The organism is Clostridium sp. ETTB3, assembly GCF_053571985.1.
This window is the reverse complement of record NZ_CP199832.1, coordinates 2122210-2140633: the sequence shown is the minus strand read 5'-3', so window position 1 is coordinate 2140633 and position 18424 is coordinate 2122210. Positions and strand designations below refer to the sequence as shown.

At 28.3% G+C, this 18424-nt stretch carries 13 protein-coding genes; 12 read left to right on the top strand and 1 reads right to left on the bottom strand.

Annotated elements, in window-relative coordinates:
• Positions 1-98: 98 nt before the first annotated feature.
• The 4 genes from ACUN06_RS10535 to recJ all read left to right on the top strand — a co-directional run bounded on the left by ACUN06_RS10535 (position 99) and on the right by recJ (position 7727).
• Positions 99-2048, top strand: coding sequence for a DNA gyrase/topoisomerase IV subunit B (locus ACUN06_RS10535; RefSeq protein WP_294160811.1), 1950 nt, complete (start codon positions 99-101; stop codon positions 2046-2048).
• A gap of 20 nt (positions 2049-2068) precedes the next feature.
• Entirely contained in the window at positions 2069-4984 is a 2916-nt protein-coding gene (locus tag ACUN06_RS10530; RefSeq protein WP_449389756.1) for a DNA topoisomerase IV subunit A, read from the top strand.
• Between the two features lie 170 nt (positions 4985-5154).
• Positions 5155-5697, top strand: coding sequence for a DJ-1 family glyoxalase III (locus tag ACUN06_RS10525; RefSeq protein WP_449389755.1), 543 nt, complete (start codon positions 5155-5157; stop codon positions 5695-5697).
• 275 nt (positions 5698-5972) lie between these two features.
• Positions 5973-7727, top strand: a complete 1755-nt coding sequence (gene recJ / locus ACUN06_RS10520; protein WP_449390272.1) for a single-stranded-DNA-specific exonuclease RecJ — start codon at positions 5973-5975, stop codon at positions 7725-7727.
• A 220-nt stretch (positions 7728-7947) separates the two neighbouring features.
• Here the strand turns inward: recJ and ACUN06_RS10515 are convergent, their stop codons facing one another.
• Entirely contained in the window at positions 7948-8127 is a 180-nt protein-coding gene (locus ACUN06_RS10515) for an alpha/beta-type small acid-soluble spore protein (RefSeq protein ID WP_449389754.1), read from the bottom strand.
• A gap of 304 nt (positions 8128-8431) precedes the next feature.
• On the opposite strand from ACUN06_RS10515, the gene ACUN06_RS10510 reads away from it, so the two are divergent.
• The 8 genes from ACUN06_RS10510 to ACUN06_RS10475 all read left to right on the top strand — a co-directional run bounded on the left by ACUN06_RS10510 (position 8432) and on the right by ACUN06_RS10475 (position 18361).
• Positions 8432-9511 carry an undecaprenyldiphospho-muramoylpentapeptide beta-N-acetylglucosaminyltransferase gene (locus tag ACUN06_RS10510; protein ID WP_291731123.1) on the top strand — a complete coding sequence of 360 codons (1080 nt, stop codon included), beginning with the start codon at positions 8432-8434 and terminating at the stop codon, positions 9509-9511.
• 150 nt (positions 9512-9661) lie between these two features.
• The gene (locus ACUN06_RS10505; protein WP_291731121.1) at positions 9662-10087 is read left to right on the top strand and encodes a flavodoxin domain-containing protein; all 426 of its coding nucleotides are present in this window, start codon (positions 9662-9664) and stop codon (positions 10085-10087) included.
• A gap of 237 nt (positions 10088-10324) precedes the next feature.
• Positions 10325-13843, top strand: a complete 3519-nt coding sequence (nifJ, locus tag ACUN06_RS10500) for a pyruvate:ferredoxin (flavodoxin) oxidoreductase (RefSeq protein ID WP_449389753.1) — start codon at positions 10325-10327, stop codon at positions 13841-13843.
• A 257-nt stretch (positions 13844-14100) separates the two neighbouring features.
• Positions 14101-14424, top strand: coding sequence for a DUF1292 domain-containing protein (locus tag ACUN06_RS10495; RefSeq protein WP_291731117.1), 324 nt, complete (start codon positions 14101-14103; stop codon positions 14422-14424).
• Between the two features lie 380 nt (positions 14425-14804).
• Positions 14805-15635 (top strand): PHP domain-containing protein, encoded by an 831-nt coding sequence (locus ACUN06_RS10490; protein WP_291731115.1) that lies wholly within the window; start codon positions 14805-14807, stop codon positions 15633-15635.
• A 13-nt stretch (positions 15636-15648) separates the two neighbouring features.
• Positions 15649-16842: a pyridoxal phosphate-dependent aminotransferase gene (locus tag ACUN06_RS10485; RefSeq protein WP_294367705.1), complete on the top strand. Its 1194-nt coding sequence runs from the start codon at positions 15649-15651 to the stop codon at positions 16840-16842.
• A gap of 58 nt (positions 16843-16900) precedes the next feature.
• Positions 16901-17539, top strand: a complete 639-nt coding sequence (locus ACUN06_RS10480) for an HAD-IB family hydrolase (RefSeq protein WP_291731112.1) — start codon at positions 16901-16903, stop codon at positions 17537-17539.
• A gap of 27 nt (positions 17540-17566) precedes the next feature.
• Entirely contained in the window at positions 17567-18361 is a 795-nt protein-coding gene (locus ACUN06_RS10475) for an aminotransferase class IV (RefSeq protein WP_291731110.1), read from the top strand.
• The last annotated feature ends 63 nt before the right edge of the window (positions 18362-18424 follow it).

Here is an 18424-nt window from a genome sequence, read left to right as displayed (position 1 = left end):
TAATAAAGAACATTAGTTTGATTTTGATATTATAAAATTATATAATTATATCTAAATTATTACTTAAATGTTAATAGGTTATAATTTTGGAGGTTTATATGAGTAATGAAGTTAATAGTAAATATGATGTAACAGATTTGACGTCATTAGAAAAGTTAGAACCTGTTAGGATTAGGCCAGGTATGTATATTGGCTCAACAGGAACAAAGGGGTTGCATCATTGTATATGGGAAATTTTAGATAACTCCATAGATGAAATATCAAATGGATTTGGAAATAAAGCAACTATAATAATAAATAAAGATAAAAGTGTAACTGTTATAGATAATGGTAGAGGAATTCCTACAGGAATACATCCTATAAAAAAGAAATCAGGAGTAGAAATGGTGTTTACTGAACTACATACTGGTGGTAAGTTTGATAATAAGAATTATAAAACTTCTGGAGGACTTCATGGAGTTGGTGCTGCTGTTGTTAATGCTTTATCTAAGTGGCTAGAAGTTGAAGTTCATCAAAATGGAAAGATATATAAGCAAAGATTTGAATATGCTTATGATAAAGAATTAAAAAAGGAAATGCCAGGAACACCAGTTACAGCATTAGAAGTTGTAGGAAAGGCTAATGATACAGGTACAAGGGTTACTTTTAAGCCAGATAGTGAAATATTTTCAACAACAGATTTTAAATTTGATATTATTGATGAAAGATTACAAGAGTTAGCATTCCAAAATAGAGGAATAAGATTAGAACTTATTGATAATAGAAAAGATGAAGAAATTAAAAAAGAATATTATTCAGAAAGAGGATTACTTGATTTTATAGATTATTTAAATGAAAGTAAAACGCCTATTCATCAAACACCAATTCTTTTTGAAGGTGAAAGAACAATAAACAATATAAGTATGTATGGAGAAGTTTGTATGCAATTTACAGATTCTACAACAGAATATATTGCAAGTTATGTAAACAATATTCCTACAACTGAAGCTGGTACTCATGAATCAGGATTTAAAACTGGAATGACAAGAGCTTTTAAAGAATGGGCAAAAAAATTAGGGCTTGTTAAGGAAAAAGATAAAGAATTTGAAGGCGATGATTTAAGAGAAGGAATGACAGCTATTGTTAGAATAAAAATAACAAATGCTGTATTTGAAGGACAAACAAAAACTAAGCTTGGAAGTTCAGAAGCTTATACAATGATGAATGATCTTGCTTATACTAAGCTTTGTGAGTGGATAGAAGATAATAAAGAGGTTGCAACAAGTCTTATTAATAATGCTCTTGCAGCAGCTCAAAGAAGAGAAAAGATAAAAAAGATAAATGAAGCTGAAAAGAAAAAAATAGGTAAAGGAACAGCACCATTAGCAGGAAAGGTAGCTGTATGTACATTAAAAGATAATACAGTAAATGAATTTATTGTAGTTGAGGGAGATTCAGCAGGAGGTTCGGCAAAGCAAGCCAGAGATAGAAGATTCCAAACTATAATGCCTTCAAAGGGTAAAATAATGAATACTGAAAAACAAAAGCTTGAAAATGTACTAGCCTCAGAAGAACTTAAAATATTTAATACTGCTATAGGAACTGGAACTTTAGAAAATTATAAAGAAGAAGATTTAAAATATGATAAGATAATCATTATGAGTGATGCTGATGTAGATGGATTTCATATTAGAACATTATGGATGACATATATTTATAGATATATGAGACCTTTAATAGCAAATGGTCACCTTTATTTAGCACAACCACCTTTATATAAAGTTTATAAAAATAGTAAAGGTAAAGAAATATCAAAATATGCTTATAGTGATGAAGAGTTAGAAAAAGTAAAAAAAGAAATAGGTCGAGGTGCATTAATTCAAAGATATAAAGGATTAGGAGAAATGAATCCAGATCAGCTTTGGGACACAACATTAAATCCAGAAACAAGAACTTTATTCCAAGTTACAATAGAAGATGCAGCAAAAGCAGAAAAGATGGTTTCACTTCTTATGGGTGATGTTGTTGAACCAAGAAAGAATTATATGTATAAATACGCAGAGTTTTAAATCAAGAAAGGAGATAAGTTATGGCAAAAAAGGTACATAACATACCAAGAGATAATAATATTTTAAGAATACCACTTGAAGAGGCAATGCCAGATAATTATCTTCCATATGCTGTTGAAGTTGCTAAGGATAGAGCACTTCCAGATGTAAGAGATGGTTTAAAGCCGGTTCATAGAAGAATTCTTTATGGAGCGTATCTTTTAAAGGCATTTCCAGATAGGCCTTATTATAAAAGTGCAAGAATAGTTGGAGATGTATTAGGTAAATTCCATCCACATGGTGATACATCAGTTTATGATGCAATGGTACTTATGGCACAAAATTTTTCTACAAGAGAAACATTGTTTGATGGACATGGAAACTTTGGATCAATGGATGGTGATGGAGCAGCAGCAATGCGTTATACAGAAGCAAGATTATCACCAATAGCAATGGAAATGCTTAGAGATATAGATAAGGAAACAGTTGAGATGGTTCCTAACTACTCAGATAGTGAAATGGAACCTAAGGTACTACCAGCAAGGTATCCAAATCTTTTAGTAAATGGAACATTTGGTATTGCTGTTGGACTTGCAACTAATATACCACCTCATAATTTAGGAGAAGTTACTGATGGTGTTCTTGCTTATATAGATAATCCTAAAATAACTACACAGGAACTTATGGAATATATAAAGGCCCCTGATTTACCAACAGGTGGTGTACTGATAGGTAAAAAGTCATTGTTATCAGCATATGAAACAGGAGAAGGAAAAGTTACATTAAGAGCAAAAACTGCAATTGAAAAACTTGAAAATGGAAGATATGGAATTGTAATAACAGAATTCCCTTATAGAAGAAATAAATCAAAAATACTTCAAACTATATCTGAAATGACTGGTGATAAAAAGCATCAAAAGGCATTAGAAGCTATTACAGATATTAGAGATGAATCAGATAGAAGTGGTATTAGAGCTGTTGTTGAGCTAAAAAAAGCAGCAGATTATGAAACAGCAGACAAAATATTAAAGTATTTATTTAAGAAAACTGATTTACAATGTAATATAAGCTTTAACATGGTTGCATTAGCAAATGGAAAGCCACAAACAATGGGATTAAAGACAATAATAGAACATTATGTAAATCATCAAAGAGATGTAGTTACAAAAAGAAGTATAAGAGAACTTGCAATGGCAGAAAAAAGATTCCATATAGTTGAAGGATTTATTAAAGCAATTGATGTTTTAGATGAAATCATAAAAACTATTAGAGAATCTAAGTCAAAGAAAGATGCAGGAGTAAATTTAGTTGAAAAGTTTGGATTTACAGAAACTCAAGCAGAAGCAATATTAGAACTTATGCTTTATAGATTAACTGGACTTGAAATAAAGGTATTCCAAAAAGAATATACAGAACTTGAAAAAACTATAAAGAAATTAAGAAAAATATTATCACATGATAAAACACTTTTAGAAGTTATAAAAACAGAATTAAAAGAAATAACAGATAAGTATAGAAATCCTAGAAGAACTATGTTAGTTGAAGATGATAGTGAAGCTAAAATTGATTTACAAGAACTTATAGTGGTTGAAGATGTTATGGTTACATTATCTAAAGATGGATTTATAAAAAGAATTCCTCTTAAAACTTATCAAAGATCAAATGCAAAGGCAGAAGATATTGATTATAGAGAAGGGGATGAACTTAAATTTTTATTTAAATCTAATACTACAGAAAATATTCTTTTATTTACTGATAGGGGTAATATGTATCAAGTTAAGGGTATAAATATTCCAGAGGGTAAATGGAAAGAAAAAGGTGAAAGAATAGATTCACTAATAAAAACATTAAATTTAGATGAAGAAAAAATTATTGAAGCAATTTCAGTTGGAGTTTTAGATAGTAATAAGAGCATTCAATTCATAACTAATAGAGGGATAATTAAGAAGAGTAGTTTAAATAAGTTTCAAACTAACTATACTAAAATTCAAGCAATTAAATTAAAAGAAAATGAATTTGTATTAAATATAGCTCTTTTAGAAAATGATAATGAAAGAGAATTTTTAAAAGTAAAAACTAAATTGGGATTAAAGTTTAGTTTAGAAGTTCCTGCAATTGAAGATAGTCCAAGAAATATATTAGGAACTCAATTATTTAATTTAATAGAAAAAGATGAAATAACAGAAGTTGAATATGTGAGTGAATTTGAATTTATTTCATTTAGTGTTGGAGTTACTGCCAAAGGAAATTTAAAAGGATTTGCTAGGGCAAAATCAAGTGATAGATTAAAAGTAAACACAGATTCAGCAAGTACATTATTACTATTTACTAATGAAGGAAATGTATATAAAATTCCATCATTTTTAATTTCCAATGTTGTAAAAGAAGAAATTTTATTAGAAAATATTATTGAAGGATACAATAAAAAGGAAAAAGTAATAGATGTGCATTCAGTAAAGAATTTTGAAGAAGGAAATAGGGTGTATTTCTTTACTAAAAAGGGAATGATAAAAAAGACTTCATTAAAAGAATATGATGGAAATTATTCAATGTGTCAAGCATATAAATTTAAATATGAAAATGATGAAGTAATTTCTGTTTGCATATATAATAATATAAAAGCTGAAATAGTAATAATAAGTAAAAAAGGTATGGCAATAAGATTCCTAAGTGATAATGTAAATACAATGGGAAGAGTTGCATCTGGTGTTACTGGAATAAGCTTAAAAGATGATGATGAAGTTATTTCAGGAAAAGTAATAGGATTAATAGCTAATGATAATGATGAAATAGCTATAGATAAAGATAACAATAGTCAAGTTATATTAATTACAAAAAATAAAGAAAATAAAAATGTTCTTATTGAAGAAATAAGAATCCAAAATAGAGCAGGAAGAGGAACGAATGTTATGGTAATCAACTTAGATGATGAAATAACAGAAACAGAATTTCAATAGGCTATAAATTAGTTATGAATTGACAGTGACAAGTGGCAAGTGATAAGTTAATGAAAAAATTCAACTAGGTTGAATTTTGAAAAATGAATTAAGAAATTCCCTAAGGAATTTCAACATTAACTTGCCACTTGAAACTTGTCACTTGAAACTAAAATAAAGGGGTGTTTTATATGAAAAAGGTAGCAGTTTTATTAGCAGAAGGTTTTGAAACTATTGAAGCATTAACAACTGTTGATATTTTAAGAAGAGCAGATGTTATTTGTAATACATTTAGCATTAAAGAATTAGAAGTAACAACATCACACAATATTACAATAAAAGCAGATAAAATTTTAAGTGATGAAGTATATGATTATGATGCAGTAGTATTACCAGGTGGAATGCCAGGAGCTGTTAATTTAAGAGATGATGAAAAAGTTAATGAAGTTGTAAAGCAATTTTACAATGAAGATAAAATTGTGGCTGCAATTTGTGCAGGACCGATTACTTTTGGTAAATTAGGAATTGTAAATGGTAAAAATGTTACTTGTTATCCTGGCTTTGAAGATGAGTTAAAGGGATGCAATTATAAAGAAGAACTAGTAGTTACAGATGGAAATATTATTACAGGAAGAGGACCAGCAGCTGCTGTTCCATTTGCATTTGAAATATTAAAGCATACAAAACCAGAAAAGGTAGAAGAGATTAAAAAAGGAATGCTTTTTAATAGTTAGGAGTAGGTGATAAGTGGTAAGTGGCAAGTGACAAGTTAAGGAAAAAATTCAACTAGGTTGAATTTTGAAAAATGAATTAAGAAATTCCCTAAGGAATTTCAACATTAACTTGTCACTTGAAACTTGCCACTTGAAACTAAAATGAGAGTTATAAGTTAAGGAAGAAATTCAATTAGGTTGAATTTTGAAAAATAAATTAAGAAATTCCCTAAGGAATTTCAACATTAACTTGTCACTTGTCACTACTAAAAGGGGGTGTTTTTTTGGAAAAGTGGATGGTTAGAAATGTAAGATTTGATACTGATAAGTTTGCCCAAGCAATGGGTATAAGCAATATAGTGGCAAAGCTACTTGTTAATAGGGGAATTTATAATTTGGATAATGCAAAAAGCTTTTTAAATTCATCTATTAATGAGCTTTATGAACCAGAAAATATGCTTGGAATGACTGGTGCAATTGAATTAATGAAAAATAGTATAAAAAGTGGAAAAAAAATACTTATAGTTGGAGACTATGATGTAGATGGTGTTATAAGTACATATGTTCTTTATAGAGCAATAAGTAATTGTGGGGGAAATGTAAGTTTTCATATTCCAGATAGAATAAAAGAAGGGTATGGAATTAATGAAAGTATAATTAGAAAAGCAAGTGAAGATAACATTGATATTATAATTACTTGTGATAATGGAATAGCTGCTATTGAACAAGTGAAATTAGCAAAAGAATTAGGAATAAAAGTAATAATCACAGACCATCATGATGTTCCCTTTGTTGATGAAGATGATAAAAGAGTTTATGTTGTACCTGAAGCAGATTATGTAATAAATCCTAAACAAGAAAATTGTAAATATGAATTTGATAAAATTTGTGGGGCTGGTGTAGCATATAAATTTATACAATGTCTTTATAGGGAATTTAATATATCAAAGGAAGAACTATATGATTTACTTCAATATGTTGCAATTGCAACAGTTTGTGATGTTGTAGATTTAGTTTCTGAAAATAGAATAATAGTTAAAGAAGGTCTTAAGAGAATTAATAATACTAGCAATATTGGATTAAAGGCATTATTTAAAGAAACTGGATTAGAAGGAAATGTAATAACAGTATATTCTCTTGGATTTATTATTGGGCCATGTGTAAATGCATCTGGAAGATTAGAGCAAGCTGAATGGGCATTAAAATTATTATTAACAAAGGATGAAGGGTTAGCAAGTGAATTAGCTAAGAAGTTAAATGATTTGAATAAAGAAAGACAAGAGCTTACTCAAGCAGGATTAGAAGAAGCAATTAGAATTATTGAAGAAAATGATATGACAAAAGATAAGGTTCTTGTTATTTATTTAGAGGATGTTCATGAAAGTATTGCAGGGATAATTGCAGGAAGAATTAGAGAAAGATATAATTTGCCAACGATTATTTTAACTAAGGCACATGAAGTGGCAAAGGGTTCAGGAAGATCAATTGAAGAATATAATATGTTTGAAGAGTTGCTTAAGTGTAAAGAATTATTAGGTAAGTTTGGTGGGCACCCAATGGCAGCAGGTATGTCTATACCTATTGAAAATATAAATACATTTAGAAAAAAATTAAATGAAGTTACAACATTAACAAATGAAGATATTATTCCTAAGGTTTCAATTGATATGGGATTAACTCTTAATAACATAAATTATGAATTAATAGAAGAAATATCATTATTAGAACCATATGGAAAAGGAAATTCAAAGCCTTCTTTTGGGATGAAAAAGCTTAAGGTAGTTGAAGCTAAAGTATTAGGGAAAAATAAAAATGTACTTAAGCTTAAATTAAGTGATGGAAGGCTATATATTGAAGGAATATATTTTGGAGATATTGAAGGATTTGAAAATGCTATAAAAGATGAGCTTGGAGAAAGTGAGTATAATAAGGTATTTAATGGATTACAAAATAATCTTTATTTAGATTTAATTTGTATTCCAGAAGTTAATGAATTTAATGGAAATAAAAAAGTACAGCTTGTTATAAGTAATTATAGAATTGCAAAATAATTTATTTTAATAAGGGAGATAGAAATGTCTCCCTTATTGTTATATATTTTAACCCCTTGATGTAAAAAAATAACCACTTACTTAAGGTTCATTTACAGGGAATTATTATAATATTATAATTTAACTATGGAGGGTGAGAGAAAATGAAGATTCGGATAGAGTTAGAATTAAATAATAATAGGATGCTCATAATTAAGTATCCTATTATTATTTTTTTATATTATTTCATTCCTTTTTCATATTGCTCAACCATACGTTTAACCATTTCTCCAGCAACGCTTCCACATTGCTTTGAAGTTAAGTTTCCATTGTAATCAGAAAAAGGAACTCCCATTTCACTAGAAACTTGATTTTTGAATTTTGCTAATTTTTCTTTAGAATCTGGAACTAATTGTGCCAATTAAATTCACCTCCTTATATCTTTATGTTAATAGCTTATCCAATTAGAAGGTTTGTATTATATTTAATTAGAGGAAATGGTGGAAAAATGCTGGGTTAGTGGTAGAATATATATTGATAAGTAAAAGATTTAAAATTTTAATTAGTTAGTGCGAATTTAAGATATATAATTTGGTTACAATTTTAATTAAGGAAATATAATTTATTTTTTGTATTATTTTGGTGATTGATTTATATAAGTTAAATGTTTTTAGCAGTTAAGTTTAAAGTTATAAAATACATAAATAATTAATGAGGTGTTTTTAATGAGTAATTACAAAATTATCATGACTGGTGGGGGAACTGCAGGGCATGTAACTCCAAATTTAGCATTGGTACCAAAGCTAAAAGAAAAGGGATTTGATATAAAGTATATTGGAAGTTATGAAGGAATTGAAAAGGAAATAATCGTAGATGCAGGAATACCATACTTTGCAATTTCATCAGGAAAATTAAGAAGATACTTTGATATGAAGAATTTTACAGATCCATTTAAGGTTATAAAAGGTATAGCTCAAGCAAATAAAATATTAGCAAAAGAAAAACCAGATGTTATTTTTTCAAAAGGTGGATTTGTGGCAGTTCCTGTTGTTATAGCTGCATCAATGAGAAAGATACCTGTAGTATCACATGAATCTGATTTAACACCTGGACTTGCTAATAAGTTATCATCTCCATTTTGTGATAAATTATGTGTTACATTTAGAGAAAGCTTAAATTACATTAAAGATGGAAAAGGTGAATTAACAGGTACACCAATAAGAGAAGAAATATTAAAGGGAAGTAGAATTAGAGGAAAAGATATCTGTAATTTTAATAATGAAAAAGAAGTTATTTTAGTTATAGGGGGAAGCTTAGGGGCTAAAAGTATAAATGATGAAGTTAGATATCATATTAATGAAATATTAAAAGATTTTAATGTTATTCACATTTGTGGGAAGGGAAATTTAGATAAATCATTAGAAGGATTAAATGGTTATAAACAATTTGAATATGTAAAAGAAGATTTACCACATTTACTTCAATATGCTGATTTTGTAATATCAAGAGCCGGTGCAAATGTAATATTTGAATTATTAGCACTAAGAAAACCAACTTTATTAATACCTTTATCAAAAAAGAGCAGTAGGGGGGATCAAATTTTAAATGCTAATTCTTTCTTAAAAGAAGGATATTCATTAATTTTAGATGAAGATGAAATGAAGGAAAAACACAATTTGCCAGAAAAGCTATCACAATTAAGAAATAAAAAAGATGAACTTATAAAAAATATGACAAATAGTGAAATGAAAAATGGTGTTGATGCAATACTAAATGTTATTATGAAAAGTATAAATAAAAAATAAATTTTATTAGAAAAATTTAAAGTTGTTAATTTGGTGTAAAAAATTACCAATAATTTTAAAAAAACTTGAAAAAAATTTTTGCTGTTATATAATGAAATTAATGGAAAATTTAACAGGAAAAATAAAACAAAAATGTAAGAGGTGCTTAAAATGAAAAAAGTTTCAATAATATATTGGAGTAATGGTGGAAATGTAGAAGTTTTAGCAAATGCTATAAGTGAAGGTGTCATTGAAAGTGAAGCAAAAGTTGATATAAAGTATGTTGCTGATGCTACTATAGAAGATATATTAGAAGCTGATGCAGTTGCATTAGGAAGTCCAGCTATGTTAAATGATGAAATAGAAGAAGTGGATATGAAACCTTTTATTAATAGCTTAAGTGAGTTAGAAATTAATAATAAGCCATTAGTTTTATTTGGATCATGTGGATGGCGTGATACAAAGTTTATTGATAAATGGGGAGATTTAATGGAGAACTATGGATTTAATGTTTTAGAAAAATTTACTGTTAAAGATTCTGTTGAAAAGAGTGATTTAAAATATGCTAAAGAAATTGGTGAGTTATTAAGTAAGTAATAATTTAATAAATTAAAAATATAATTAAATCTTATGGAATTAGAAAGTTTATAATGATTTTTACTAAATGATGTTAGGATATGTGATTAATTTAACAAGAAAAACAAAGGATAAAGAGCAGATGTTAGATTTTATCTATTAAGCTTAGATTATTAATTATTAGCAAGCAACAATGATATTTAATATATCATGATTTATATGCTTAAATTTTTAAAAAGTGGAAGCGAGGTAGACAAGATGAGAAAAATGAAAACTATGGATGGTAACACAGCTGCTGCACACGTATCATATGCGTTTACAGAAGTTACTGCTATTTATCCAATCACTCCATCATCACCAATGGCAGAACACGTTGATGAATGGGTTGCACAAGGTAGAAAAAATATTTTTGGACAACCAGTAAAAGTTATGGAAATGCAATCAGAAGCAGGGGCAGCAGGAGCTGTTCATGGATCATTACAAGCTGGAGCTTATACAACTACATATACAGCTTCACAAGGTTTATTATTAATGATTCCAAACATGTATAAAATAGCTGGAGAAAGACTTCCAGGTGTTATACATGTGTCAGCTAGAGCATTAGCAACATCTTCATTAAATATATTTGGAGATCATCAAGACGTTATGGCAACTAGGCAAACTGGTTTTGCTATGCTTGCTGAAGGGTCAGTTCAAGAAGTAATGGACTTATCTGCCGTTGCACATTTAGCAGCAATAAAAACTAGAATTCCATTTGTTAATTTCTTTGATGGATTTAGAACATCTCATGAAATTCAAAAAATTGAAGTTTTAGAATATGATGAACTAGCTAAATTAGTTGACTGGGATGCTGTTAAGGAATTTAGAGAAAGTGCTTTAAATCCTGATCATCCAGTAACTAGAGGTACAGCTCAAAATCCGGATATTTACTTCCAAACAAGAGAAGCTGTAAATAGATTTTATGAAGACATTCCAGAAGTTGTTGAAGAATATATGGCTGAAATAACTAAGTTAACTGGAAGAGAATATCATTGCTTTGATTATTATGGAGCATCAGATGCCGACAGAATAATAATTGCTATGGGATCAGGAACTGATGTTGCAGAAGAAACAGTAGATTACTTAAATGGAAGAGGAGAAAAAGTTGGTGTTGTAAAGGTTAGACTTTATAGACCATTTTCAATTGAAAAATTATTAGCTACAATTCCTAAAACAGTTACTAAAATTGCAGTATTAGATAGAACTAAGGAACCAGGATCAATTGGGGAGCCATTATACTTAGATGTAGTAAGTGCATTTGCTGGAAAAGAAAATGCTCCATTAATAGTTGGTGGTAGATATGGATTAGGTTCTAAAGATCCAAATCCATCAGATATAGCTGCAGTTTATGCTAATTTAGCAAAGGACGAGCCTAAAAATGGATTTACAATTAGTATTGTTGATGATGTTACTAATACATCATTAGAAACAGTAGAAGACATCGATGCTACTCCAGAGGGAACTAAAGCATGTAAGTTCTGGGGATTAGGTTCAGATGGTACAGTTGGTGCTAATAAGAGTGCTATTAAGATAATTGGAGATCATACAGACATGTATGCTCAAGGTTATTTTTCATATGATTCTAAAAAATCAGGTGGTATTACAGTTTCTCATTTAAGATTTGGTAAGAAACCAATTAAATCACCATATTTAATTGATAAGGCTGATTTTGTAGCATGTCACAATCAATCATATGTTTATAAATATAATGTATTAGATGGCTTAAAAATTAATGGAAAGTTCTTATTAAATACAATTTGGACACCAGAAGAAATTAATGAAAAATTACCAGCTGAAATGAAGAGAACTATAGCTAATAAAAATATAGAATTCTATACATTAAATGCTGTTAAGATAGCACAAGAAATAGGACTTGGTGGAAGAATAAATATGATAATGCAAGCTGCATTCTTTAAATTAGCTAATATAATTCCAGTAGATGAAGCAGTAGCATATTTAAAAGAAGCTGTTGTTACTTCATATGGTAAAAAAGGTGAAAAAGTTGTTAATATGAATAATGCTGCTATTGATGCAGGTATTGATGCTATTGTAAAAATAGAAGTTCCTGCAGAATGGGCAAATGCAGTTGAAGAAGAAGATAGTGTTACTAAAGAAGTACCATCATTTATAAAAGACATAGTAGAACCTATGAATAGACAAGAAGGTTTTGATTTACCAGTTTCAACATTTGTTAAACATGGTATGGAAGATGGTACATTTATGGCAGGTACTGCTGCATATGAAAAAAGAGGAATCGCAATTAATGTTCCTGAATGGATTCCAGAAAATTGTATTCAATGTAACCAATGTTCTATAGTATGTCCTCATGCAGCAATAAGACCTTTCTTATTAATAGGTGAGGAAGCTGAAAAAGCTCCAGATGCAATGAAGACTACTGATGCTAAGGGAATAAAGACAGAAGTACCTTATAAGTTCTCAATTGGTATTACACCTCTTGATTGTACAGGTTGTGGAAACTGTGCTCAAGTATGTCCATCAAAGAATAAGGCTTTAGTTATGAAACCACAAGATAGTCAACATGATCAAATGGAAGTTTGGGATTATGTTACTACAGAAGTTTCACCTAAGAAAAACCCTATGAATAAAAACACTGTAAAGGGAAGCCAATTTGAACAACCATTGTTAGAGTTTTCAGGAGCTTGTGCAGGATGTGGAGAAACTCCATATGCTAAGCTTGCAACTCAATTATTTGGTGATAGAATGATGGTAGCAAATGCTACTGGTTGCTCTTCAATTTGGGGAGGATCTGCTCCGGCAACTCCATATACAGTTAATCATAATGGACATGGACCTGCATGGGCAAATTCATTATTTGAAGATAATGCCGAATATGGATTAGGTATGTTCTTAGGAGTTCAAGCTATAAGGGATAGGGTTGCTGAAAATGTTAAAGTTGCATTAGAAAGCAATTTATCAGATGAAACTAAGGTTGTGTTAAAAGATTGGTTAGATAATAAAGATGAAAGTACAGGAACTAGAGAAAGAGCAAATGCTTTAGTTGCTGCATTAGAAAATTCTGATACTGAAATAGCTAAAACTATTTTAAAGGATAAGGAATTCTTTGTTAAGAGATCTCAATGGATCTTTGGTGGAGATGGTTGGGCATATGATATAGGATATGGTGGACTTGACCATGTACTTGCATCAGGAGACAATGTCAATGTATTAGTATTTGATACAGAAGTTTATTCTAATACTGGTGGACAATCTTCTAAGGCTACACCAACAGCTGCAATTGCAAAATTTGCTGCGTCTGGTAAGAGAACTAAGAAGAAAGATTTAGGAATGATGGCAATGAACTATGGTTATGTATATGTTGCTCAGGTTTGCATGGGTGCAGATAAAAATCAAGTTCTTAAAGCAATGGCTGAAGCGGAAGCTTATAATGGACCATCATTAATAATAGCTTATTCACCATGTATAAATCATGGTATTAAAGTTGGAATGACTAATTCACAAGCAGAAGCTAAAAAAGCTGTAGATTGTGGATATTGGGCTTTATATAGATATAATCCTGCATTAAGAGGAGTTAAGAATCCATTTACTTTAGATTCAAAAGAACCTAAGGGAGACTTTAAGGAATTCTTAATGGGTGAAGTTAGATATGCTTCACTAGCTAAGTCATTCCCAGAAGTTGCAGATGCTTTATTTGAAAAGACTAAGGCTGATGCAATGGAAAGATTAGAAAACTATAAGAAACTTGCAACTGAAGAATAATTTATAATTAAGAAGGAGCTGAATCAAATTAGATTAATAAATTTAATTTGAATGCAGTTCCTTTTTGTATAATAAAAAAATTAATTTTAATAAAATTTAGAATATTATTTAAAAAATAATATTTTTTCTTTTATTTTCTGAAAAATAAGAGTACAATGATAAAGACTACATAAGTTAAGCTTAAGTAATAATACAATTTTTTATAAGTGTATTTTTACTTTAAAATGTTTAATTTACTATTAAGGGAGGAATGTAAAATGGAAAATGAATTAAATAAACATGAAGGTTGCGGATGCGGACATAATCATGAAGAACATGGATGTGGAGATAACTGTGGATGTGGAGAGCACGAACATGAACATTTTGTTGTTGATTTAGAAGATGATAACGGAAATGTTTTATCTTGCCCAATAGTTGATGCATTTGAATTTGAAGAAAATGAATATGTATTAGCTCAAAATCCAGAAGATGAATCAGTATATTTATTCAGATCAACTGAAGAAGGAGAACTTATAGTTCCAGAAGAAGCTGAATTTGATAAAGTAACTGAATATTACACAAACGTTTTAGTTAACGACTAATATTTTAAAGGGGATGTCGCATTAAGAATAAATACTACAATATATTGTGTTGATTTTTATTTTTTAAAACAATATATTATGTATAAAAGTTTTAGTGCGACATCCCATTTTTTTAAAGCTAATTGAGAGGTAAATTCAGTGTTTCCAATTTACATTTTATTGCTAAGATGATATATTTTTATTATGGCAAATATTACTTAAAATATAAATAAGTAATTATTTATTTAATATGAGAAAAAGTTTATTATAGGGTAAGTGAATAAAGTAAAATTAAAATTTTATTAATAAAGGAATAGCAATTTACTTAATAACCTAAACTAAATAAAAGTGTATTTATAATAATAAGGTAAATTGTCACTTAAAGAGAAAAGGTGAATAAAATGAAGTATGCAGATTTACATATTCATTCTAGTTATTCTGATGGATGTAAAACTCCAGAAGAAATAATTGATTCAGCAATAAAAAATAAAATTAAATATATTTCAATAACAGATCATGATTCTATATCATCTCAATATGTAACTAGAAATAGCTATGATGATTTAGTCATAATTCCAGGCATTGAATTAAGTACTGAATATAATGATATGGAACTTCATATACTTGGATATTTTATAGATATTGAAAATGATGATTTAAAATCACTTGTTAATGAATTGAATGTACAAAGAATAAAAAGAGTAGAAAAGATATTATATAATTTAAAAAATTATAATATAAATTTAAAGTTAGATGATTTAGATATAGATCATACATCTACAGTTGGAAGAAGTCATATCGCTAATGCAATGGTTAAAAAAGGATATTTTGATAACTATAAAAGTGCATTTAGAAGTTATTTAGTACAAGGAAAGCCTGGATATGTGAAGGGTTTTAGATTAAATTATAGAGAATGTATAGATGTTATTAATAATTGTGGAGGAGTACCAATTTTAGCACATCCGGGGCAAATATACAGAAAAATTGAAGTTGAAAATATATTAAGAGAATTAAGGTGCTTTGGATTGAAGGGAATAGAAGTTTATCATCCAAGTCATTCACAAGGAGATATTAATAAATTTTTTAATTTATCTAGAAAATATAAGCTTTGTGTAAGTGGTGGAAGTGATTATCATGGAAGGCATATTGGTAGTGATAATTTATCCATTGGTAGCTATGGACTAAATGAAGAATGTTTAAATAAATTTATTAATTTTGATAAAAGAAAATAATGGGGGCATATAAATGGAATTATCAAGAAAAGCACAAGCAATTGAACCATCATTAACTTTAGCAATAACAGCAAAGGCTAAAGAAATGAAGGAAAAGGGAATAGATGTTATTAGTTTTAGTGCAGGAGAACCAGATTTTAATACACCTAAAAATATAATTAATGCAGCGATTAAGGCAATGGAAGATGGAAATACAAAATATACAAGTGTTAATGGAATTCTTCAATTAAGAGAAGCAATTTGTAAAAAATTTAAAGATGATAATGGGCTAGAGTATAATCCATCACAAATAGTAGTTTCTACAGGAGCAAAGCAAAGTTTAGCAAATACATTTTTAGCAATACTAAATCCTGGAGATGAGGTAATAGTATCAACGCCTTATTGGGTAAGCTATCCTGAACTTATTAAATTAGCTGATGGAAAACCTGTATTTGTAGAAGGTGATGAAAAATCAAATTATAAATTTACTAAGGAAAATTTAGAAAAGGCAGTTACTGCAAAAACAAAAGCTATTGTATTAAACACACCTAACAATCCAACAGGAACTATATATAATAAAGAAGAATTAGAGGTAATAGCTGATTTTGCTAAAAAATATAATATTATTATTATTTCAGATGAAATGTATGAAAAACTTATATATGATAATGAAAATCATATAAGTATTGCAAGTCTTTCAAAAGATGCATATGAAAGAACTATTGTTATCAATGGGTTATCTAAGTCATATGCAATGACAGGTTGGAGAATAGGATATTGTGCTGCAAGTGAAAAAATAGCAAAATTAATGATAAGTATTCAAAGTCATGTAACTTCAAATGTTTGTTCAATAACTCAATATGCGGCTTTAGAAGCATTAAATGGGCCACAAGATGAAATAACAAAAATGATTAATGAGTTTGAAAAAAGAAGAAATTATATGATAAATAGAATTGAAAGTATTGATAATTTAAGTATAGTCAAACCTAAGGGAGCATTTTATATTATGATTAATATAGAAAATTGCTTAGGTAAAGAAATAAATGGAAAAATATTAAATGATTCAATGGAGTTTTGTGCTAGTTTATTAGAAAATGAAAAGTTAGCAGTTATTCCAGGAAAGGCATTTGGGTTAAACAATTATATAAGAGTTTCTTATGCAACTTCAATGGAAGCAATTAAAGAAGGACTTAATAGAATTGAAAGTTTTATAAAAAAATTAAATTAAAATATGGGGCTGAAGCAAAATTAAATGCTCAGCCCTTAAAACATAATGGAGGAGAAGGATGGAGAAACTAGCTATATTTGATATAGATTATACAATAACAAGAAAAGAAACATTAATGGAATTTTTTAAGTATCTTGTATCAAAAGATATAAAAAACATAAAATTTTTACCTAGGGCTTTGTACTCAGGACTTATGTATGGAATAAAGGTATATGATGAAAAAAGAGTTAAAGAATGTTTTTTAAAGTTTATAGAAAATATAGATGAAAAGGAATTAGCAATATTAACAAAATCATTTTATGATGAAAGATTAAGTACGATACTTTATGAAGATGCTGTAAATATGATTAAAAAATTAAAAAATGAAGGTTATATGGTAATTCTTATATCGGCATCACCAGAATTTTATATTAAGGAATTTTATGCAATTAAAGAAGTTGATTTAATAATTGGAACAAAGTTTATTTTTGAAAATGGAAAGTTTGTAAGAAAAATGAGCGGGAATAATTGTAAAGGTGAAGAAAAAGTTAAAAGATTAGAAAAAGTTTTGAAAGAAAAAAATATAAAAGCTGATTTTAAAAATTCATATATGTTTTCAGATTCCCTTTCGGATAAGCCTTTATTAGATTTAGTTGGTAATCCTTATTTAATTAATTATAAAAAGCATAATAAATTTGAAATATTAAAATGGAAATAACAAATTTCAAGGGAAGTGTAATTTTTTATGGAAGCTATAAATAAATACTATTTAAATAATGGGATAATATATCCAATAAAGGAATTTACTGATGAAGACTCTAAGGAAAAAATAATATATGAGGTTTTAAGAGTTGTTAATGGAAAGCCTGCATTTTTAAAAGATCATTTAGAGAGAATGAAAAAGTCATTTAAATTAATTAATAAAGAATTTCCTTATGATGAAGATGAAATAGAAAAGTTAATAATTGAAGTAATTAAAAAAAATGATAATGCTTTAGGAAATATAAAAATAACATGCAATGTAAATAATAATAACTTTAAGATTTATTATATAATGCATTCTTATCCTTCAAAGGAATATTATAAAAAAGGAGTAAAGGTTATTCTTTATTATGGAGAAAGAGAAAATCCAAATTTAAAGGTAGTTAGTACAGCGTTTAGAGCAAAAGTTGCAGAAAAAATGAAGGAAGCTAATGCTCATGAAGCACTTTTAGTAGATAGGCATGGTTTTATTACAGAAGGTAGTAAATCAAACTTTTTTGGAATAAAAGATAAAAATCTTATAACAGCTAAAGGTGAAGCAGTGCTTAGGGGAATTACAAGAGATAAAATATTTAAGATAGCAAAATCACTAGGGATAGAAGTAGAAGAAAAAGAAATAAAGGCCTCTGAAATAAGTGATTTAGATTCATTATTTATTTCAGGAACTTCAGTTGCTATATTGCCAATATCTCAAGTTGATGATATAAAGTTTGATGTTAATAATGAAATTTTAATAAAAATTATGAAAAGATATAATGAGCTTTTAGAGAATAAATAATAAAAAGCTTAAAATATAAATAAAAATTAAGTAGTTACTGGATATATATTAAGTGTAAATATT